The organism is Candidatus Paralachnospira sp. LCP21S3_A2, from assembly GCF_052118925.1.
Taxonomy (GTDB): Bacteria; Bacillota; Clostridia; order Lachnospirales; family Lachnospiraceae; genus Lientehia.
Window position 1 is genome coordinate 1 of the sequence record NZ_JBQKGG010000002.1, and the last position, 20871, is coordinate 20871.

The following is a 20871-nucleotide window of genomic DNA, read 5'->3' on the forward strand; positions in this document are numbered from 1 at the left end:
GTTGTTTGCTGCACCGATGGCATGGAAGTCACCGGTAAAATGAAGGTTGATATCCTCCATGGGAACCACCTGTGCATAGCCGCCGCCTGCTGCGCCGCCCTTTACACCGAATACCGGTCCGAGGGAGGGCTCACGGAGCGCTACCATAACGTTCTTTCCGATCTTGGATAATCCGTCTGCAAGACCTACGCTGGTGGTCGTCTTTCCTTCGCCTGCAGGAGTCGGGTTGATCGCTGTTACCAGGATCAGCTTGCCGTTCTCCTTATCAGAGTCCTTTAATAAATTGTAATCAATCTTTGCCTTGTACTTTCCGTACTGCTCCAGATACTTGTCATCGATTCCTGCCTTCTCGGCAATCTTGGTAATCAGTTCCGGCTGGCACTCCTGTGCAATTTCAATGTCTGTTTTGAATCCCATAATTAGATCTCCTTTCTCGCAGGGCAGCTTCTCTGCCCGCCTGTACACATATGTTTTGTTTGATGTCCCGCTGTGCGGAACTAATATATATACAGTAGCGAACGCGGCATTGTAACGCAGATGGTTTCTTCTTGTTTTTACATCTTTCGTTCACCCTCAACATTCCATCCGGTGACACTTGACGCACAATACCTACTCTACTTTATAACCAGGATCTCACTTAAAGACCCTTAGCCAAAGCTTTCAGCGTACCAATGGAAATATCTCCCACATACGCCATATCCTCTCCCGCAAACGCGGACGAGAAATTATCGGAGAATAAAATCTGAGCTGACGGAGGAAATTCCTCGTCGCCCTCCCATAAAAGGAACTGGAGCCTTAACTCGTCAAGAAATGCAAACTCATAGCCTGCATCCCCCACGGAAAGCTTTGTGCCTCCCACCAGCTCCATAACCTGACAGAACCGATCAAGCTGGAAGCCGAAGGAAAAGGCAAGACGCTTTACGCAGCGCCCCTGAAATACCTGGTTATAATGATTTCCCCAGGGCATATCTGCGTAAGCATAAAACTCACCCTTAAAGGGCACTCTCTTGGCCTCTAACAAATAGCGGACAAGAAGGATTTTCGATGCCATATCCGAAAGAAGCGGTGCATAGGTGCCGTCATTATCCAGGCAGACCACCGCAAAATCCGGAAAATGGATCGTATAACGCTTGTTCATCAGACGGACCGTAAACAGTCCGGTCTGAGGGTCATAAGGTACGCCGCTTACCTGGGACAGAAGCTCCGGATCTGAGGCAGCGAACCTTGCTTTATATGTCTCAAAAGGAACCCGATCCTTCTGATCCTGTTCATAAGGGATACTCATAAGCCCTCTCTTATTTAATCTCTACCTGAGTCACAGACGGGAACAGCGAGGTGTTGGTGTGGGGAATAAAGCATGCCGCCACAAACTCGTCCATATACCCGGGGGTTGTTGATAATTCCAAATAAGTCATGCTTCTGGCAAGTTCATAAACCTTCCGCTCCGCCTCACTGGAAAGAAGCATCGCATAAGAGCCGGACAGGGAGGAGTTTCCGATATAATGGAACTTCTCCAGCGGGATATCCGGAAGCATTCCGATGCCTACGGCATTTTTCATATTGATGCCGCTTCCGATACCGCCTGCCACATACACATCATCCACCATGGACACATCAAAATCCAGGGAAGAAAGCAGTGTCTGAATGGCAGAAAAGATTGCTCCCTTTGCACGGATAAAGTTATCGATGTCAACCTCTGTGATCTCCACATCTTTGACGGAGCCTGCATCCTCCTGGAATGCCAGTACATAGCTTCCCATACCATATTTGTCATGACGGATCCGCTTTCCCTCACGGATAAACTTTCCTTTGGGACTGATCATGCTGCACCGGAACAGTTCACTGATCACATCAATGATACCGGAGCCGCAAAGTCCAACCGGCTTCTGACCGGGCTCTCCGATGACGGAGAAGGTCGGTTCCATAGTTTCTGCATCAATGGTACACTTCTCAATGGCACCGTCCGTAGCACGCATACCACAGCTGATATCGCCGCCCTCGAAGGCAGGGCCTGCAGAACATGCACAGCTCATCAGGAAATCCGAATTGCCAAACACGATCTCACCATTTGTTCCAAGGTCGATAAAGATCGACATTTCCGGACGGTTCCAGATCATGCTGACCAGTGTTCCGGCAGTAATATCGCCGCCTACATAGCTTCCGATGTTGGGCGCAATGATAATATGCGCATCAGGATTGATCTCAATTCCAAGATCATTTGCGTATAAGGAATTGGTCTTAAAGAATGCCGGAATATAAGGCTCCGTCCGAAGGGGATCCGCATTGACCCCGGCAAACAGATGGTTCATGGTAGAGTTTGCACCTACACACATCCGGTAAATCTGATGGTTCTTTAAGCCGCTGGTCCGGCACATAGTTTCCACCAACGGATTGATGGTCTCCTTAATAACTGCATCCTGAAGCTTTTTCTGACCGCCGGGTTTCCTGGATTCGATGATCCGGTTAATGACATCGGCACCGAAACGGATCTGACCATTTCCGGTAGTTGCCTTCGCCAGAATGTCTCCGTTCAGCATATCAATGATCAGTGCCGATACCGTAGTTGTACCGATATCCACTACCAGACCGCCGGCACGGACCTTTTCATCCTTGCCGTAAAGGTCATATACAAAAACATCGCGGCTGGTACGCCGGATCACGCACTGAACCTCAAAGTTATATTCCCGAAGCTTGTCAGGGAGTTCTTTTAATACACTGTACGGAACGGTCACTTTTTTGATTCCCGTGGCCGCTGCCACCGCACGCTCCAGCCGCTCTACATCCGGCATGGTATCGTCAATAGACGGCACACTCATGGCAAGTGCCACCAGCTCCAGGCTGTTTTTCAGCTCGATTCCTGCGGCCTGCAGATCGCTCTTTGCCTCCTGAAAAATTTTCAATTCCTCGGGAGAACTCAGATCAGCCGCTTTCATGCGGCTCTTATAGGCGGAAGCGATATCCGGAACCATCACCTTGACATCTGCGATCACCTTGCTGACACAGGCAAGGCGCCAGCCCTCCGCATACTCTTCATCACTGATATGGCGGGTCTGCTGGGAATCCAGCTCGCCCTCCAGCAGCTTTACCCGGCATTTGCCGCAGGCGGCATTTCCGGAACAGGGCGCATCGATAGCTACATTTGTTTTTCTCGCTATCTCAAGAAGGTTTTCACCGGAAGCAGCGAAGGCTTCCACACCTTCGCCGCTTTCAAACTGAAATGTTACCTTAAACATAACTGCTCACCTTAAAGCCCGTAATTAAACTTCAAGATAAGAATCTGCATACAGAGTTGCGTTTCTGATGATATCGCAGGACTTGATGGTTTCCATCAGTCTCAGGTCGTTAGGGTTAACGATTGCGGAGGTCAGACCCTTCATCATAGCCATAGCTACCATAGCGGAGTCCATGATGGGACGGATGTGCTTGGGCATACCGTTGGAGTTGTTGGACAGACCGCCGGTGGTCTTCAGACCCATATCCGTCAGGTCGCCGATGAAGTTTAATACGTCCATCTGCTTGTCCTGCATTCCCTTGATAACCAGGAATAACGGATCGAACCACATATCTTCGGTTTCCATGCCGAGGGAAAGGCCTCTCTCCAGAAGCATCTGGCAGTATCCCATACGCTCTTCGTTGTCTGCAGCAATACCTTCGCCGTTGCAAAGTGCGATTACGATGGCATCGTTTGCTGCTGCCAGGTCGATGTTCTCGATTCTGCCTGCTGCGTCAGCGGAGTTTACGATGGGCTTGCCCTTTGCACGGTTATATACGGAGATACCAGCCTCGATAGCAGCCTTGTTGGAAGTATCCAGAGCCAGGGGAACATTGTCGAAGTTGCTCTGAAGAAGCTGTACTGCCCACTTCATCAGGTCTTCACCATATCCCTCAGCCGGTCCGATGTTTACATCCAGGTAAGTTGCACCGGCATCAAGCTGAGCCTTTGCTCTCTTTAAGATGGGCTCAGGATCTCTCTCGAGGAATGCCTTGTTTACTGCAGGGGCTGTCGTGGAAAGTCTCTCACCGATAGATACAAATTTTTCCATAGTTTTTCTCCTTTTGATTGAAATAGTAAGGATTACGCCTGGCCGTTCGCCTGCATATCCTTTAAGAACTTAACGAGCTGTACAGCCTCAGTAGGTCCTACTACGATGTTCCAACCAGGAAGCTTTGCTTCCAGATCGCCCTTTAATACGGCAACCTTTCCAGGGAGAACCAGAGTACGGTTCTTGATCTTATTCTCAATATCAAACTCCTGAATATACTTTGCAATAGTTCCTGCGGAGAACTTGCCGGCTGCCCAGGAAGTCAGAACGGAAAGTCCGCCTGCATCGCTGATCAGCAGGTTACAGGGAACGCCGGAACGCTCCAGCTCACCGGATACCAGGAAGTAGGTAAGTGCGAAGTCTACGGTTGTCAGGCAGATGGAATTTTCATCAGCACCGTTGATAGGGTAGATACCGGGCTCGATTCTGGGAGCCTTCTGAGGATCTGTAAACAGATTCTGACGTAAGCCGTAAAGAGGAAGAGCCTGTGCATAGCTCATGTTTTCAACAACAACGATGGAACCATATTTCATGGTAAACAGAGCAGCCAGGGCAGCCTGCATATGCTCATCGCCCAGAGCCAGCTTTGCAACGTTTACGATGCTGGGGTAACCGAAGGTACGATCGGTATCCTTTAAAGCAGCACGACGAACCAGAACTGCATTCATGAAGGTTTCCTTCACATCTGCGCCGGTTACATCAAGGATCAGGTTCTTGTTTCCGGCCTTTTCGATTGCTGCTACCGTATCATAAAGCTCTTCTACGGAAGAAGCTCCGACACCGAGAACCACACCTGCTTCCGTTGCAAGCTTGTTCATTGCTTCATAATTGGAAGCATCCGCTGCATTGAGGATCGGCTTCTTGTCCTTGCATACATCTAAAGCAGCCTTTGCACATGCCTCATCCTTTACGTTCAGGATAATGGAACGGTTTGCATCTGCCGCCTTCTTTACCAGTGCTGCGTACTGATCGGGAGTTGCTCCCTCGCCGCAGTTTACATTAATGAACTCGACATACATCCGATCGCCGATACGGTCATAATCGATAGCTGCCACGTTCTTTAATACTTCCTCAACCTTTGCATCATCCATACCGGTGCAGAGGGTGGAAGCATATCTTGTCTTGTTTACGAAGGTCTTCTCATGTCTGAAAAGAACGGTTTCGCCGCCAAGAGCGTATTCCTTGTCACTGTCATTTTTATTATCTGCGAAGGGCTTGAAACCAACCTTGATGGACTTCATCGGCGGTGCAGAAGCCTCGGACAGAGTTGCGATTGCATCCTCGCTCATATGAGGACACTGATCAATTGTCATTGCACCCTGGGCTACCTTCATGGAAAATGCCATACAGGTAGGGCAACCACATTCTTTGCAGTTTTTCTTGGGCGTTAATTTAAAAATTGCAATACCATTTAATGCCATTGTTTTCTCCTCCTGTTTGAATTAAGCAAGTGCCTTAATCAGCTTGGAAACGGTTGCGATGGATACGGGGTGCTTTAAGATAACGGCGTCCGTACCACAGCTTAAGCATGCAACTGCTGTCTCGATTTCCATATCGATGCCTCTTGCTTCCACATCGCCCCATTCGGGAACGTCCTGCTCAGATGCAGAAGACTCCTTTACACTCCAGGTCTCAGAAGAGATGGGAGTGATCACGGGCATCAGCAGAGAATCATCTGCCTGTCCCAGAGCTGCTGCTCTTACACGGTCCATGGTGGAGATAACATAGTCAAAACCATATCCGGCTGCTGCGGAACCTACGTTCATCACGATCTTGCCGGTGTCAACGCCCAGCTGCTTGATCAGTACGTTTAACTGCTTTGCCAGGTTGATATCTACGGCAGACTCAGCGCCGATCAGCTGGTCATATGCAAGACCTGCTGCTGCTGCGATATTCTTGTAATCTTCTTCTCTTGCGGACATCAGAAGAACGTTCTTGCCCTGAAGAGCCTCTGCTACCTTGGGAAGCAGATCTGCATCCTTCTTAACGTTCTTGCAGCCTTCTACTACCAGGGGAAGGTCAATTGCTTCGGATACTTCCTTGGCAACACCTACCAGCTCCTCAACGGACTTGTCCTGACCGTTGGGATCTCCGCCCTCAAGCTTCAGAACTACAAAATCAACACCCTCAACGGTTGCTGCTTTCTTTGCAATGTCTGCTACGGTCTCGCAGCCCTCATAATACTTCTTGATGCATTCGGGCTCAGAAGCAAGACCAAGATCGGAAATTTCGATACCAATTTTTGCTGTATTTGCAGTCGGAGCATCAAAAGAATAGAAAGGAAGTGTATTTCCTCCTCCGAGTTTTACAGCTTTGTCACCTGTGCCGAGTTCAACTGTGCGGATTGTCGCGTTGAATTTCTGTAATTTCTTTGTAAACGGCATTTCCTACTCGCCTCCTTAAAAGATTTCTTTGGTTATATATAAATTCTAATCAGCACAGAGGCTGCCCTCCCTATCAGGACAGCCATGTGCTGGGATTAGTAAAACAAATGGTGAAGCCTTTGGCGTCTCAGACTCCGGGCGCCGGCCAAATACCCGCTTTGCGGGTGCTTGGCCATTCCGCTCTATACTCCAGACCTGTGCTGCCTGCTTTCGCAGGCGTTTCGTACCTTTCGGTACGGCACATTTTCCTCGTTAAGCACCTCTACAGTGCCTTAGACTCTGGAACCGCACAGTCTCGCTTACGCGAGCCTTTTTACAGTGCCTGCGGCCCTGTGTGTGCTTCCATCGTTAAGCACCGTCGGCGCCGGCCAAATACCCGCTTTGCGGGTGCTTGGCCATTCCGCTCTATACTCCAGACCTGTGCTGCCTGCTGTCGCAGGCGTTTCGTACCTTTCGGTACGGCACAGGTCCGTCGTTAAAGCCTGCGCGGAAACCAAATGTCTGCTCCGCAGCCGCTTGGTTTCCTTTCCTCGGCTTTACATCATGGGTTCCATGCCGAGGGCGGGATGTCCTTTTTCGGTCAGGAATGCTACGAGTTCTTCGGGATCGGTGGTTACGGTTTCATCGGCGATCATGTCGGTGAAGTTATCGATTCCGTAGAGTTCTTTTGCGGTCTCGTTTAATCTCTCTGCTACCTGCTCTTTCAGATCCTTAGGCATCCATACGATTCTCTCGATACCGCCTTCTGCCTTCATGAACTTCTTGGAAGCGATGAAATGCTTTCCATGGCCCATGAAACCAGGAGTCTGAACGCCGCCGCCGGTCATGGAAGCCAGATCGGGGAAGGTCATGCCCAGAGGAGTCTGGCCTGCGTACTCACGGTTAGCGATGATAACACCGTTGGAGAAAGGCTCGATACCGCAGATACACTCGAAGCATCCGCAGGAGGTCATGGGCTTCTCCATGATGGAGTACAGGGATACCTCTTCCAGTGCACCGTTGGAGAACTTACGAACTGCCTCATTTACGTCCTCGTACTCACCGATTCTCTCATCGATGGGACGCTCTTTTGTGATTACCTGGCAGGGGCCGGTGGGCTCCAGCTCGTTGGTTGCCTTTGCATCTAACCATGAAACAGCACCGCAGAGACCGAGACGCTCGGGAGTAACCACACATACATGGCTCGGGGAGAATGCCTGGCACATGATGCAGCTGTAGTATACATCAACAGACTCATCGGTTAAGGACTTCAGTCTGTCATCACGCTTGTCGAATGCAGGGATTGCCAGCTCATGACGAAGCTTGGTAACCAGCTCAGGATCGGTGATAACCTTAACCTGGCACTTGTCAACAACGGCATCAAAGTCGTTCTTGATCTTCGCGTACAGAACCTCACCGATATGCTTAGCACGGAAACCAGCCTGGAATGCAGCGTCGCTGATACGGATACGGATCATATCACGCTGGCCGGTGTGCATAACGCCTTCGATACAGTTGATGTAGCTGTGGAACTTACGCTCAAATACGGATTCAAAGTCGGACTGCATGCTCTTGCCAGCAACTTCAACGATGTAGGCAATGCTGTGCTTGCTGCCGAATTCAAAGGTATCAAAATCAGGTCCGATCACTTCGATCTTATGATCTTCAATCTCGGAAGCATCCTTTGTCTGAACCAGCTCGAAGCAGTCAACTCTGGAGCCATCGAACTCAACCTGCATCTGCTTTCTTCTGATGATCTCGCCCTCGAATGCGGAAGCGAAGGCAACCGGGATATCGATATGGGTGATCTTGATCTTGATATCACGAGCCTCAAGGGAGGTCGGGTTGAACTTGGAAACATCTTCCTGAACGATCAGGCTCTTGGGAACACGGGTAGCTTCGGGATCGTTGGTGATAACCGGGAAACCAAGTGCGATCGCGCCGGCGCCGCATGCAACAACAACATCATCCAGAGGTCCGAATGCGTTTACGAATGCAGGTACACGGTCCATGGTGTACTTCATCAGAGCGCCTGCATCTCCAGGTGCCACGTTACCGAAGATCAGAGCTGCTCTGACTGCTACGGATACAACGTGGATTACGGAAGTTACATCCTTGCCCAGAGGGATCACACGAACGCCTGCGCCCATGTTAACGCCCTTTTCTACACACTGATCGATGCAGTCACCAACCAGGGTTACTAAAATACCCTGTGCCTGGTAGCTCTTTACCAGATCAGCTGCTTCGTCTGCAGTGGGAGCCTTTCCGAGGATAACAGCTACACCGGGGATATCGCCGGTTACCAGCGGAACGCCCAGCTCACGGATCACTGCATCAGCCAGATGGCCATAGCAAGGCTCGCTGTAGGGCTCAGCACCATCGATGTACTTCAGCACTTCGATAAACTCTGCACAGAGGGCAGTTGCAATACCGCTCATGAACGCGTCATGAAGCTTTGCTTCACGGGTCATCAGGGTCTTCACTACACCAAGAGCTTCCTTTAACTCGCCCAGGTTTGTTACCTTTGTACCTGTTACACCGTAGTAGCAGGGAAGGCTGTAAGCGGTATTGGGGAAGGATACGGCCTTGTCAGCGCCGTATTTTTCGATTGCAGCATTGATTGCACCCTCAGTGAGGCCGTATACTGCATCGTTACCAGTAAATACTCTATCAAAAAGTGTCACGGTTTTTACCTCCTATTAGTTTGCTTCTTCATCTATTTTCGCTTTGATCTGTTCGATCTCGGCTTTGGCCGTCGGGCTCTCGTCAAACGGCGAGAGTCCCTGACGGTCTGCATCTATGACTTCAGAATTATAATGAACAAAGCCCAGAAGATCCTCAGCCGGAATCTTGCTTCTCACGAATTCCTCATCTTTCTCGTCACGTACCTTGTTGGCCACGACACGAACCTGCTTAACGCCAAGGTCATCAGCCAGACGCTTCACGTTCTTATAGGTCTGAACGCTTCTTGCTCCGGGCTCGATCACCACGATGAACTGATCCATTCCCTCTGTGGTACCTCGGCCCAGATGCTCCAGACCGGCCTCCATGTCAAGAATGACCACATCGTTGCTGCGCAGGACCAGATGATTGATGATCCGCTTTAACATGACATGCTCCGGGCACACACAGCCGCTTCCGCCGGTTTCCACCGTCCCAAGCGTTAAAAGCTTTACCCCGTTGCAGGTCTTGGCATACAGGTCCGGAATATCATCCACCTTCGGATTCAATTTAAAGAAGGTATTGGTGGCATCCGCCCCCGTCCGCTCCTGAATCAGCTTTCGCATTTTGGAGATCGGTACGATACTGTCAAGCTCCTCTTCTGAAAAGCCCAGGGCCAGTCCCAGATTCGCATCCGGATCCACATCCGCCGCCAGTACGTGCTTCCCCTCTGCTGCATAAAGTCTCGCCAGGGTCGCTGCGATGGTCGTCTTTCCAACGCCTCCCTTTCCTGTTACCGCAATCTTCATCTTCTATTCACCTCTGGTCTTTGAAGCCTGCCCGGGATTAGATTCCCAGAGCAGCTCTCTTTTCTTCAATTCTTTCGATCATGGCATCGCCAAGCTTGTCGATGTCTTTTTCAACGGTATAAGCAGCCTCAACCCAGTCTCTTACGCCGCTTGTTAACAGCTCAGCCACCTCGCTGGAGCCGGATACATAAGGATCTACGCCAAGGAAGGTGTCGAGACCGGTTGCTACTACGTAGTTACCGATGGATACAGCCTTCTCAGACATCCACTCGGGAGCACAGCCGACTACCGGCAGCTTGGAGATCGGAAGTCCGGAATCCTTGGACAGTTCAGCTGCTAAGATCAGCATACGGCTGATATCTACGCAGGAGCCCATATGCAGTACGGGAGGGATATCTGCCAGCTCGCAGACTCTCTTTAAGCCGGCGCCGCAGAGATCCTTTGCTGCCTTGTCCATCAGACCTGCCTTTGCTGCAGCCTGAGCGGAGCAGCCAGAGGCAATGATCACGATGTCGTTTGCGATCATTTTCTTCATCAGCTCGATATGAGCGGTATCCGGGCGAACCTTGGGATTGTTGCAGCCTACCATGGCTACCGCACCACGGATAACACCGGAGGTAATGCACTCCAGAAGGGGCTTTGTTGTTCCGGTCACATCAACCTGGCTGTTTGTAACACCGTCAAGAACCTTAACCAGTGCCTCTACAGAATAGCCAACCGTAGCTTTCTGCTTTGTTTCAGGAATATGAACCAGCTCGGGCTTTCTGTTTGCGAAGTTTTCACAGGCCATCTTTACGATTGCCTTTGCATTCTCACCGGCATTTTCTGCATGGAACTCGATAAATTCAGAGTCAGGCATCTGAGCGATGGGAGAGGTTGTGATGAACTTGGTATGGAAGCACTTGCTGAGCGGCCCTAAAGCAGGGAAAATACACTGAACGTCAACAACGATTGCTTCACAGGCACCGGTCAGAACCACGTTCTCCTGCTGTAAGAAGTTTCCGGCCATCGGAATACCACGTCTCATGGCAACCTCGTTAGAGGTACAGCAGACACCGGAAACGGTGATGCCCTTTGCACCGAAGCTCTTTGCATAAGCGATCATTTCAGGATCGTCAGCATACTCGCAGACCATCTCGGAAAGGCTCGGATCATGTCCGTGAACCACGATGTTTACGTTCTCAACATTCATAACACCGAGGTTTGCTTCTGTATCAATCGGCTTGGGAGTTCCGAACAGAACATCGGAGAACTCGGTTCCGCACATGGAACCGCCCCATCCATCTGCCAGACCTGCTCTCAGGGACTGACGGATCAGAGCTTCGGGCTTGGAGGAACATCCCATATGAGTCATATGTAAGGAAGTTGCAACCTCACGGTCGATGGCACGGGGAGCAATTCCCTCTCTCTCCCAGATCTCCTGCGTATGCTTCGGAGCTCTCTTTAACCATCTCTGGTTTCCGAAGGGCTTACCATACTCAAGAAGTGCAAGCTCTGCCATCTCATGAGCCAGATCGTAGATATCCTTGCCCTCCGTCTCAACGCCCCACTCTTTTGCGATCCGGATTAACTTCTCAGGATCCTTTACCTGATAGTTTCCGCCCTCTTTGGAGAGGTACAGCGTATGGCAGATCTCACGGCCGTGATCGGAATGTGTTGCAGCACCGCCTGCAGTGAATTTTAAGAAGTTACGGCCAACGATACCATGTACATCACAGCCGCAGATTCCTCTGGGCGCCTTGGGTGTAATACGGCAGGGACCCATTGCACAGATACGGCAGCAGACACCCTGCTCACCGAACTTACAGTGAGGGGTCTGATTCTTCACTCGTAACTGCCAGGAATCAGCACCTACCTTTGCGCCTGTTTCAAGAAGTCTGGCGGTATCCGCTTCAAACTGCTCAACAGTTGTTAACTTAAAGTCTCCCATTATAAACCTCCTTCAGTATACCCGCCCGTTTCAGGGCGGGCTGTAAAACGTTTAAGAATGTAACAGCTTCTCTACTGCTTCAATCAGAGCCCTGCGCACCGGAGAATCCTGGGGAAGGTTCAACGATGTCGGTTTGCCCTCACAGTCCAGCTCATAGACCTCTTCGCTGTGGGGAACAACACCAATTAAGTTTAGTCCCTGATGTTCGATTTCCTCCTTGACACCGGCGTTTAACTCGCCCTTCGGTGCCCGGTTGACGATCAGGCCAACCGTTTTGGGATTCAATTTGCATTCTTTTACCAGCTCTGCAATCCTGCCGACGGCCTGGATTCCTCTTCTGGAGCAGTCGCTCACCAGAAGCACGGCATCCACATGGGGAAGAATCCCGCGGCTGATGTGTTCCATTCCGGCTTCATTATCCACCACAATGTACTCATACTGGCTGGAAAGTCTGGCAACCTGGGCTGACAGAAGCCCATTTACATAACAATAGCAACCGGACCCCTGAGTCCTGCCCATAACCACCAGATCATAGTCATCTTCTTCGATCAGTGCGGACTCGAGACGGAATGCCATATAATCCTGCTTGGACATTCCTGCAGGGATCGGACTGGGATTTGCCATCTCAGCTCTCGCCACTTCCTCCCGGATATCGCCAAGGGTCTCTTCTACCTTTACGCCAAGTACCTCATTCAGGTTGGAATTAGCATCGGCATCGACCGCAAGGACCGGTCCTTTTTTCGTCTCACAAAGATACTGAATCAGCAGACCGCAAAGAGTCGTTTTTCCCACGCCGCCTTTGCCTGCAACTGCAATTGTATAGGCCACTCTGAAGCCCTCCTTCTGTTAGAATATCGATTTGATTAGATGAGGGTAGCCATTCCAGACTCTTCGATGATTCTGGAAACATCCTGCCACTTGTTCAGTGCGTACAGATGGATACCATCGATACCAAGAGCACGATACTTGTCGATCTGCTTGATGGTGTACTCGATACCAGCTTCCTTGAAATCCTTAACCTTCTGCTCGTAGAACATATCGAAAGGCTTTCCGTCTGCATCCTTTGCAGCGAACGGATTCGGGAACAGCCAGTACTTGGAGATCAGTCTGGACAACTCTCTTTCCATTACACAGCCGTTTCTGGAAAGTGCCATGTTGATGGTAGCTGCCTGATCAAGAATCGGCATAATACCTACATCAACGGGCATGGTAACGCCGGCAGTACGGATCGCATCCAGCCAGTATTTGAACTGCTCCATATCCCAGCAGAGCTGAGTCATAATGTAGTCTGCGCCGTTGTCCTGCTTCTGCTTCAGAACTGCGATATCGGATTCTAAGCTGCGGCATGAGATATGACCTTCGGGAGATCCTGCTACTGCGATCTCAAACTGATCACCAAACTCATCACGAACGAATTTTACAAGGTCGGTTGCGTAGTTGAAATCACCACAGGTTGTGGTCTCACCCAGCGGAATATCGCCGCGGAGAGCCAGCATATGATCTACGCCTTCGTTTAAGTAAGTCTGGAGCTGCTCCTTGATACCCTCTTTTGTATTCTTGATTACAGTGAAGTGGGTAACAGGGGTGGTTCCTGCCTTGATGATCTCCTGACATACATCTCTGTTACGGCCTACATTTCCGCCGCCTGCACCGTACGTACAGGAAATATAATCAGGTTTGAACTTGCAGAGCTTCTCGATCGTTCCGGGAAGATTTTCCATACCCTTGTCGGTCTTGGGCGGGAAAAGCTCGAAGGAAAGGAGCTGCCGTTCTTTCATCAGTTCTGTGAGTTTTTTCTTTGCCATAGTGTTATACCTCCTAAGTATATTTCAAATTGTTTGAAACCCATGGTTGTCAGTCGGTACAGCGGATCTTTACGACACTGTTTGCCAGGTCGACCTCCGTCACCGCGCCCTTCAGCTTCATCTCCTGTCCGATGATATCGTACATGGTGATATCCTCACCATCGATCAGGATCTTGTTGACATTCTTCAGAAGAAGTGTTTCATCCTCCTCTGTTTTCTTTCCATATACAGACGCAAGACACATATCTGTCACCTCCTGCTTGAATGAATCTTACTTTAACAGGGAAAGTGCAACGCTTAAGCGTACATTTCCGCTTTCAAAATCAGAAACCGCACGATCAATCTGATCAGCCGCCTCTGTTTTTCCCATTTCGCGAAGCTTTTTTGCCATATCGGCAAGCTCCATGGCATGATGCTTATTATGATCTACCATATAACCAACCAGTGCGATCGTCTCTTTTTCCGGATCGGCACACCCTCCGCAGCTTCCGCACTCTTCTGTATGACAGTGCTCATGTCCGTGATCATGCTCGTGGTGGTCATGATCGTGATGGTCGTGGTCATGATGCGTATGCTCATGTCCATGGGGGATCACATTGCCGTTTTCGTCCGTGATAACGTGCATATCCAGTCTCCTTTCCACGCGGCAGCCGCCCGAAAAAGGCTGCATATCATCGCCGCCGGTGCCGAAACGCACCTGTTAAAATTTTAATTATATCCTTTGTATTATAACTTGCTCGGTAATAATAATCAAGGTCATTTCCCTTTTTTTGCGTCTTTTTTGACAATGTTCACAAAAAAATACAAAATTTCAGGCATTGTTTTTTGTTTTGCAGAAGTCTTCTTTTCTTGCAGTTACCGCCCGCAGCAATGCTTGTATTTTTTACCGCTTCCGCAGGGGCAGGGATCGTTTCTTCCAACCTTTTTCCCCTTTACAACGGTCGTAGAGGACTTCTGTGCCTTATAAAGCTCCTTCTGCTTCTCCGGTGTAAAGATATCATTCCACTGGGGCAGTCCATACAGCCAGTCTGCCTTCGCAGCAACCATATTCTTGTAAAGAAGCTCTTTATCAAAATCAAGGCTTACCTCGGTATTCTCATCCATGGTATCGATGGGATTCTTCACCTTCAGGCTGTCATCAATTCCATCCAGGAAGCCGACCATGATCATCAGCTCCACATCATACTTTTCAGCCAGCTCCTTTACGGTTCCGCTTACAACCGTATCCGGATCTGCCAGAAGCTTTTCATAGATCCCCTTCTCCAGATTAAAATAATTTCCCCAGAAATAATTTGTCTCCTGGGTACTCATCTGGGTCTCATATGCCATTTTTCTCCATTGTTCCAAAAGTGTCATTTCTTTTTACTCCTTTTTTCTTAAGATCAGACTTTTCTAGTGTCTATTATACCCGATAAAGGTTCCCTATGGCAATAGAAAGTTTTGTGCTATACTAAGAACATATCTTGCAACAGGAAAGGATCCATCCTCATGAACTGCGTTGACTTACATCTCCACTCTGTTTTCTCAGACGGCTCCTGTACTCCGTCAGAGCTTGCTTTTCTCGCGAAAGACTGCGGGCTTTCTGCCATCTGCCTGACCGACCACGATACCACCGCCGGAACCGATGAAATGCTCCGGGCCTGCGAACGTGCCGGACTGGAGACGCTCCCGGGTATTGAGCTTTCCTGTTCCTGGGGCGATAAAGAAATCCATATCCTGGGGTACGGGATGCATTATCATTCCTCCGGCTTCCAGTCCCAGCTCTCCCGCTGGCAGGCCGACCGGAATGAGCGCTGTGAGTCCATGGTAAAAAAGCTCCGGGCAAAGGGCTATGACATTTCCATGAAAGCCCTGAGCACAGCATTTCCAAATTCCGTTTTAACCCGTGCCCACCTGGCAGTTTATCTGGCCGACACTGCTCAGATCGCCCACAAAGACCTGGCATTCAAACAGCTTATCGGAAAAGGCTGCTCCTGCTATGTCCCGCGAAAAAAAGTCACTCCGGAAGAGGCCGTCCGGTTTCTTCTTGCCTACGGCGGAATCCCGGTGTTCGCCCATCCGATCCTCTCCCGTATGTGTGAGCAGCAGCTGGATTCCTTCACCGGTCTGCTGGCCGGTCACGGCCTGAAAGGAATGGAAGGCTATTATTCCGGATATTCTCCCTCCGAAGAAGCCCTGGTCGCAAGGCTCTGCAAAAAATACGGTCTGTTTCTTACCGGCGGTTCCGATTTTCACGGAAAAGCAAAGACCAGCATCCGTGTCGGCACCGGAAAAGGAACACTTGCCGTCCCGTATTCCTGCTTTGAATCCCTGAAGTCCTGCGGACATTTCTTTCGTTGAACAAACGAGCAGGAAGCTCTGTGCTTCCCGTTTCCGGACTCCGATCCACATACCGCTTTGTTTTATAACGCCGGTGTCATTTTATTCTTATAAAGCAAGCGCCGCTTCCGTCCGTTTTTCCAGGGAAAGCTCCAGCTTTTCCCGGAGCACCCGGTTTTTCGGAAGTTCCAGCGTCCGATCCTCCGAAAGGATCCTCTTTGCCGCTTCTCCCGCTTCCTTTAACACCTCGGCATCCGTGTAAATATCTCCGATGGAAAACTCCGCCAGGCCGCTCTGCCGGATTCCGAAAATATCTCCCGGTCCCCGCAGCTTTAAATCCTCCGAGGCAATATAGAAGCCGTCATTGGACCTGTTCAGAATCTCCAGCCGCTTGTTTTCCTCCTCCCCGGAGGTATTCACAAAAATACAATAGGACTGATGCTGCCCACGTCCGACCCGGCCGCGCAGCTGATGGAGCTGGGCCAGTCCAAACCGTTCCGCATTTTCGATCATCATGACCGTGGCATTGGGCACATCAACGCCGACCTCGATGACCGTCGTCGATACCAGTACCTGGATCTCGTTTGCCGCAAACCGTGCCATGATCTCATCCTTCGCAGCTGCCCGCATTTTTCCGTGGAGATACTCCACCCGGACCGACGGCGGAAGCGCCTGCCTTAATTTTTCCGTATAATCCTCTACGTTTTCCCCCTCCATCAGCTCACTTTCCTCTACCAACGGACAGATCACATAGACCTGCCGTCCCTTTGCCGCCTCTCCGGCGATAAATCGATACGCATTGGGGCGGTAGGACGGACCCACCACACAATTTTTAATGGGAAGCCGTTTTGCCGGGAGCTCATCCATGATGGAGATATCCAGGTCACCATACAGGATGATCGCCAGGGTCCGCGGGATCGGAGTTGCACTCATGACCAACACATGGGGCTCCCCGCCCTTTTCCGACAATAGCTTTCTCTGCTGAACACCAAAACGGTGCTGCTCATCGGTGATGACCAGTCCCAGGTTATCAAAAATCACCTTATCCTGGATCAGTGCATGGGTTCCGATAACAATCTTCGCATATCCGGTCTGGATCTTCTCATAAGCATCCCGCTTCTGTCTTGCTGTCATGGAGCCTGTCAGCAGCACCGTTTTACATGCAATTCCCGCCTGCTCAAGCAGACGGCAGACGGATTCATAATGCTGTCTCGCCAGCACCTCTGTCGGCGCCATCATAGCCCCCTGGTATCCGCTTTGCACCACTGCAAGAAGTGCCATGACCGCCACAATGGTCTTTCCCGATCCAACATCTCCCTGAATGAGCCGGCTCATAAGAGTTTTTCCGCCCAGGTCCCGCCGGATATCGGAGAGTGTGTCCTTCTGCGCTCCGGTCAGTGCATAGGGCAACGACTGTTCCAGCCGATCCGCCAGGCTCCAGTCCGTCACCGGAAATCCGTTTTCCTTCGCCTCATTGCTTCCGCGAAGCAGGGCCAACGTCAGGGCAAACAAAAAGAATTCATCAAACACCAGACGCTTTCTGGCAAACAGAAGCTCCTCCTCATTCTGAGGAAAATGAATGGTGCGGATGGCATAATTATATTCCGCCAGCTCCCGTCCCTTTCGGATCTCCTCCGGAAGATAGTCCTTCTGAACGGGAACAGAGTCCAGAGCCTGTTCCACCGCCTTTGCCATGGCTTTGTTGGTCAGCCCCGCTGTCAGGTTATACACCGGCTGTCTTGTGTGAAGAAGCTTCTGATAATCCTCCCGGCCAAGAACCGCCGGCTGCTCCATGGCAAGCCCCTGAGGCGTCTGTACCACCCGGCCGCGGAATACGAAAAAGCTGCCCGGGCGCAGGGTATTGGCCAGATATGGCATATTAAACCAGGTTCCCCGTAAAAGTCCGCTTTCGTCCTTCAGAAGCGCCGTCACCACCTTTAACCGTTTTGTCGGCTTCACCTCCGGCCGCTTTGCCACAGAGGCCCAGACGGCATAGATTCCCGGCCGTTTGATCTCTTCGATCCGCACCGGCGGCTCATACCGGTCATAATTTCTCGGATACGCATGAAGAAGCTCCTCCACCGTCTCAATTCCAAGCTTTCTCATAAGCTCCGCTGTTTTTTCTCCGACACCCCTGATGGCCGTCACCGGATCTGAAAGCCTCATGGTTCTACCGCCTTTCTGCCATATCATTCATCGGCTGTAACTGCACAGAAGGGAACTTCCCTTACGGAGAAATTCCCTTCTTTATAAATCGTTCTGTCCCTTTCGTCCATTCATTTTCAATCCGGTTTCCAGGAACAGTTCTGCATATTCGCTCTCTACTCTACAGAAATTACATAGTAATAGATCGGCTGGCCACCGAAATGAAGCTCGATGTCCACATCATGATGCGCTTCTTCCGCCTTGGCAAGGAACTGCTCTGCCGCAGCTTCCTCCACATCCTGCCCGAAATAGATACTGATCAGTTCGGACTCTTCATCCAACATGGCATTCAGAAGCTCCAGCGCTGTCTGCTCCACCTCAGTTCCCTCTGCCAGGATTCCGTGATCACCGATCCCCATGATGTCACCCTCATGGATCTCAAAGCCGTCCAGCGAGGTATCACGTACTGCGTAAGTCACCTGACCGGTCTTTACCCGCGCCATCTCCCGGATCATGGTTTCCCTGTTTTCCTCTGCGGAAAGCTCGGGAATGAAATTAATGATGGCGGTAATACCCTGAGGCACCGTTTTGGACGGAATCACCACAATCTTCTTGTCCTCAGTCAGATGCATAGCCTGCTCCGCCGCCAGGATAATATTCTTATTATTCGGGAAGATATAAATGGTATCGGCATTAACCTGGTCGATGGCCGTCAGCATATCCTCTGTACTGGGATTCATGGTCTGGCCGCCCTCGATCAGATAATCCACGTTCAGGCCACGGAAGATCTCATTCAAGCCTTCGCCGATGGAAACGGCAATAAATCCAACCTCTTTCCGGGGTTCTTCTTTCTTCTTTTCCTCTTCAGCCTTCTGCTCAGCTGCCAGCTTTTCCGCGTTCTTGATCAGCTTCTCCTGATGCTCTTCCCGCATGTTGTCGATCTTCATTCTGGACAGGGAGCCATACGTCAGAGCCCGCTGGATCGCCAGGCCGGGGTCATTGGTATGTACATGTACCTTTACCAGACCGTCATCAGATACCAGAACAATCGAATCACCGATGGACTCCAGAAATGCCTTGAACTCCTGCTCCGTCTTTTCATCGTAATGGTTTTCCAGATTGATGATAAACTCGGTACAGTACCCATATTTGATCTCCACATCATCCATTGCCGCACCGGCTGCCGATGCGGCGGTTCCTGTCGCAGGAGCCTCCACCTTGAGCGAAACCTCTTTTCCGAGGAAGCCGTCATAAGCGCCCTTCAGTGCCTGCATAAGACCCTGTCCGCCGGAATCCACAACCCCTGCCTGCTTCAGGACCGGAAGCATTTCCGGTGTCTGCTCCAGGACCTCATCGCCATAAGCAATGACTTCCTTTAAAAAGATCTCCATATCTTCCGTACTGTCACAAAGCTCCGCAGCCTTATCTGCCATGCCCTTTGCCACAGTCAGGATTGTACCCTCCTTAGGCTTCATAACAGCCTTATAAGCAGTCTCCGTGGCTCTCTGGAACGCTTTTGCGAGAACCGCCGTGGTAATCTCCTCAACTGTCTTGATTTCCTTGGTGAATCCACGCAGAAGCTGAGAAAGGATTACACCCGAATTTCCTCTTGCGCCGCGCAGAGAACCGGACGAAATTGCTTTCGCAAGCGCCGCCATCTCAGGATTTTCAATGGCCTGTACTTCCTTCGCTGCCGACATAATCGTCAGCGTCATATTGGTTCCCGTATCTCCATCCGGTACCGGAAATACATTGAGTTCATTGATCCATTCCTTTTTGCTCTCCAGCCCCTGAGCACCCGCCAGGAACATTTTCTTCAAAAGAGCCGCATCTATCACATTACCTGCCACTTAAGCGTCCTCCTATTAACAGTCGATTACCCGGACACCCTCGACAAAGATGTTGACCTTCTCTACCTCGATGCCCGTAAACTTTTCAACCTTGTATTTTACATTCTCAATCAGATTATCCGCAACTGCAGAAATCGATACCCCATAGGATACGATCACATGGAAACTCAGATGGAGCTTATTGTCCTCCACCTCCACATTGATCCCGTGGGTCAGACTGTCACGCTTTAACAGCTTTACAAGTCCGTCTTTCATGCTGACTGCTGCCATTCCGACAATTCCGAAGCATTCCACAGCCACGCTGCCTGCATACTTTGCAATCACATCTGTATCAATCAAGATTTCGCCCATCATGTTGTTGATCCGACATTTCATAAGCTGACCTCCGTTTCTCTTTCTTTTGTGCCGACAGAACCTTATTTTTCCGCACTGCACCTATCTTATGGTATTATACCCCGTTTCACCAAAAAAAGAAATAAGAATTTTTTTAATTTTCCAGATAATTTCCCTTGCTTTTTCCCGGAATATCTGATATCATATTAAACGTTATGGGTCTGGCGTGGACGTAAGCCAGCCAAATCTGTATAAGGAGGTGCTATCATGGCCAAATGTGCAATCTGTGAGAAGGGTGCTCACTTCGGAAATAACGTAAGTCATTCTAATAGAAAGTCCAGTAAGATGTGGAGTTCCAACGTGAAGTCTGTTCGTGTGAAAGTGAACGGCGGAACCAAGAAGATGAATGTATGTACTTCTTGCTTAAAGTCCGGTCTTGTTGAAAGAGCATAAGATTTGGAATTGAATGAAAACAACGAAGAAAATACCTGTTTCTGACTTTAGCAATAAAGTTCGAACAGGTATTTTTTGTGTGCAAAAATGTCATGAACCGCTGTCGGCGGCTCTTTTCTTGCTCCAATATCCTTCCGTTCTGTATATTCCCGGAAATCGT

General features: G+C 50.2%; 19 protein-coding genes and 1 riboswitch. Of the genes, 2 read left to right on the forward strand and 17 right to left on the reverse strand.

What is annotated here, in order from left to right:
- The 14 genes from ACTQ3K_RS01915 to ACTQ3K_RS01980 all read right to left on the reverse strand — a co-directional run.
- A partial coding sequence (locus ACTQ3K_RS01915) for a formate--tetrahydrofolate ligase (RefSeq protein ID WP_441565225.1) occupies positions 1-417 on the reverse strand: 417 nt, incomplete at its 3' end.
- 93 nt (positions 418-510) lie between these two features.
- Positions 511-619, reverse strand: a riboswitch (THF riboswitch).
- A gap of 18 nt (positions 620-637) precedes the next feature.
- Positions 638-1285 (reverse strand): DUF3786 domain-containing protein, encoded by a 648-nt coding sequence (locus ACTQ3K_RS01920; RefSeq protein ID WP_441565227.1) that lies wholly within the window; start codon positions 1283-1285, stop codon positions 638-640.
- Positions 1286-1295: 10 nt separating this feature from the next.
- Positions 1296-3233, reverse strand: coding sequence for a corrinoid activation/regeneration protein AcsV (gene acsV, locus ACTQ3K_RS01925; RefSeq protein WP_441565229.1), 1938 nt, complete (start codon positions 3231-3233; stop codon positions 1296-1298).
- A 24-nt stretch (positions 3234-3257) separates the two neighbouring features.
- The gene (acsE, locus tag ACTQ3K_RS01930; RefSeq protein WP_441565231.1) at positions 3258-4043 is read right to left on the reverse strand and encodes a carbon monoxide dehydrogenase/acetyl-CoA synthase methytransferase subunit; all 786 of its coding nucleotides are present in this window, start codon (positions 4041-4043) and stop codon (positions 3258-3260) included.
- A 32-nt stretch (positions 4044-4075) separates the two neighbouring features.
- Positions 4076-5464 (reverse strand): acetyl-CoA decarbonylase/synthase complex subunit gamma, encoded by a 1389-nt coding sequence (gene acsC / locus ACTQ3K_RS01935; RefSeq protein ID WP_441565233.1) that lies wholly within the window; start codon positions 5462-5464, stop codon positions 4076-4078.
- A 21-nt stretch (positions 5465-5485) separates the two neighbouring features.
- Positions 5486-6427 carry an acetyl-CoA decarbonylase/synthase complex subunit delta gene (acsD, locus tag ACTQ3K_RS01940; RefSeq protein ID WP_441565235.1) on the reverse strand — a complete coding sequence of 314 codons (942 nt, stop codon included), beginning with the start codon at positions 6425-6427 and terminating at the stop codon, positions 5486-5488.
- Positions 6428-6963: 536 nt separating this feature from the next.
- Positions 6964-9090 carry an acetyl-CoA decarbonylase/synthase complex subunit alpha/beta gene (acsB, locus tag ACTQ3K_RS01945; RefSeq protein WP_441565237.1) on the reverse strand — a complete coding sequence of 709 codons (2127 nt, stop codon included), beginning with the start codon at positions 9088-9090 and terminating at the stop codon, positions 6964-6966.
- 15 nt (positions 9091-9105) lie between these two features.
- Complete coding sequence (locus ACTQ3K_RS01950) at positions 9106-9876, reverse strand: nucleotide-binding protein (protein WP_441565239.1); 771 nt, start codon at positions 9874-9876, stop codon at positions 9106-9108.
- A gap of 37 nt (positions 9877-9913) precedes the next feature.
- Positions 9914-11806 (reverse strand): anaerobic carbon-monoxide dehydrogenase catalytic subunit, encoded by a 1893-nt coding sequence (gene cooS / locus ACTQ3K_RS01955; RefSeq protein WP_441565241.1) that lies wholly within the window; start codon positions 11804-11806, stop codon positions 9914-9916.
- Positions 11807-11857: 51 nt separating this feature from the next.
- Positions 11858-12634, reverse strand: coding sequence for a nucleotide-binding protein (locus ACTQ3K_RS01960; RefSeq protein WP_441565243.1), 777 nt, complete (start codon positions 12632-12634; stop codon positions 11858-11860).
- A gap of 35 nt (positions 12635-12669) precedes the next feature.
- Positions 12670-13611 carry a methylenetetrahydrofolate reductase gene (locus ACTQ3K_RS01965; RefSeq protein WP_441565245.1) on the reverse strand — a complete coding sequence of 314 codons (942 nt, stop codon included), beginning with the start codon at positions 13609-13611 and terminating at the stop codon, positions 12670-12672.
- Between the two features lie 49 nt (positions 13612-13660).
- On the reverse strand, positions 13661-13855 hold the full coding sequence (locus ACTQ3K_RS01970) for a CooT family nickel-binding protein (protein WP_441565247.1): 195 nt from the start codon (positions 13853-13855) through the stop codon (positions 13661-13663).
- Between the two features lie 27 nt (positions 13856-13882).
- Positions 13883-14236 (reverse strand): cobalt transporter, encoded by a 354-nt coding sequence (locus ACTQ3K_RS01975; protein WP_441565249.1) that lies wholly within the window; start codon positions 14234-14236, stop codon positions 13883-13885.
- A 230-nt stretch (positions 14237-14466) separates the two neighbouring features.
- Positions 14467-14967, reverse strand: coding sequence for an SEC-C metal-binding domain-containing protein (locus ACTQ3K_RS01980; RefSeq protein WP_441565251.1), 501 nt, complete (start codon positions 14965-14967; stop codon positions 14467-14469).
- 132 nt (positions 14968-15099) lie between these two features.
- Here ACTQ3K_RS01980 and ACTQ3K_RS01985 point away from each other — a divergent pair, with 132 nt between their 5' ends.
- The gene (locus ACTQ3K_RS01985) at positions 15100-15951 is read left to right on the forward strand and encodes a PHP domain-containing protein (protein ID WP_441565253.1); all 852 of its coding nucleotides are present in this window, start codon (positions 15100-15102) and stop codon (positions 15949-15951) included.
- 87 nt (positions 15952-16038) lie between these two features.
- On the opposite strand, the gene recG is transcribed toward ACTQ3K_RS01985, so the two are convergent.
- From recG to ACTQ3K_RS02000, 3 genes are all read right to left on the reverse strand, one after another.
- Entirely contained in the window at positions 16039-18096 is a 2058-nt protein-coding gene (recG, locus tag ACTQ3K_RS01990) for an ATP-dependent DNA helicase RecG (protein ID WP_441565255.1), read from the reverse strand.
- Positions 18097-18251: 155 nt separating this feature from the next.
- On the reverse strand, positions 18252-19925 hold the full coding sequence (locus ACTQ3K_RS01995; RefSeq protein WP_441565257.1) for a DAK2 domain-containing protein: 1674 nt from the start codon (positions 19923-19925) through the stop codon (positions 18252-18254).
- Positions 19926-19940: 15 nt separating this feature from the next.
- Entirely contained in the window at positions 19941-20300 is a 360-nt protein-coding gene (locus ACTQ3K_RS02000; RefSeq protein WP_441565259.1) for an Asp23/Gls24 family envelope stress response protein, read from the reverse strand.
- A gap of 225 nt (positions 20301-20525) precedes the next feature.
- On the opposite strand from ACTQ3K_RS02000, the gene rpmB reads away from it, so the two are divergent.
- Positions 20526-20711, forward strand: a complete 186-nt coding sequence (rpmB, locus tag ACTQ3K_RS02005; protein ID WP_441565261.1) for a 50S ribosomal protein L28 — start codon at positions 20526-20528, stop codon at positions 20709-20711.
- Positions 20712-20871: the final 160 nt, after the last annotated feature.

Coding starts and splice junctions, on each gene's coding strand:
- rpmB (WP_441565261.1), top strand. CDS start 20,526: ATGGCCAAATGTGCAATCTGTGAGAAGGGTGCTCACTTCGGAAATAAC.
- cooS (WP_441565241.1), bottom strand. CDS start 11,806: ATGGGAGACTTTAAGTTAACAACTGTTGAGCAGTTTGAAGCGGATACC.
- recG (WP_441565255.1), bottom strand. CDS start 18,096: ATGAGGCTTTCAGATCCGGTGACGGCCATCAGGGGTGTCGGAGAAAAA.
- ACTQ3K_RS01980 (WP_441565251.1), bottom strand. CDS start 14,967: ATGACACTTTTGGAACAATGGAGAAAAATGGCATATGAGACCCAGATG.
- ACTQ3K_RS01965 (WP_441565245.1), bottom strand. CDS start 13,611: ATGGCAAAGAAAAAACTCACAGAACTGATGAAAGAACGGCAGCTCCTT.
- acsE (WP_441565231.1), bottom strand. CDS start 4,043: ATGGAAAAATTTGTATCTATCGGTGAGAGACTTTCCACGACAGCCCCT.
- acsC (WP_441565233.1), bottom strand. CDS start 5,464: ATGGCATTAAATGGTATTGCAATTTTTAAATTAACGCCCAAGAAAAAC.
- acsV (WP_441565229.1), bottom strand. CDS start 3,233: ATGTTTAAGGTAACATTTCAGTTTGAAAGCGGCGAAGGTGTGGAAGCC.
- ACTQ3K_RS01985 (WP_441565253.1), top strand. CDS start 15,100: ATGAACTGCGTTGACTTACATCTCCACTCTGTTTTCTCAGACGGCTCC.
- ACTQ3K_RS01975 (WP_441565249.1), bottom strand. CDS start 14,236: ATGCACGTTATCACGGACGAAAACGGCAATGTGATCCCCCATGGACAT.
- ACTQ3K_RS02000 (WP_441565259.1), bottom strand. CDS start 20,300: ATGAAATGTCGGATCAACAACATGATGGGCGAAATCTTGATTGATACA.
- ACTQ3K_RS01920 (WP_441565227.1), bottom strand. CDS start 1,285: ATGAGTATCCCTTATGAACAGGATCAGAAGGATCGGGTTCCTTTTGAG.
- acsD (WP_441565235.1), bottom strand. CDS start 6,427: ATGCCGTTTACAAAGAAATTACAGAAATTCAACGCGACAATCCGCACA.
- ACTQ3K_RS01970 (WP_441565247.1), bottom strand. CDS start 13,855: ATGTGTCTTGCGTCTGTATATGGAAAGAAAACAGAGGAGGATGAAACA.
- ACTQ3K_RS01950 (WP_441565239.1), bottom strand. CDS start 9,876: ATGAAGATTGCGGTAACAGGAAAGGGAGGCGTTGGAAAGACGACCATC.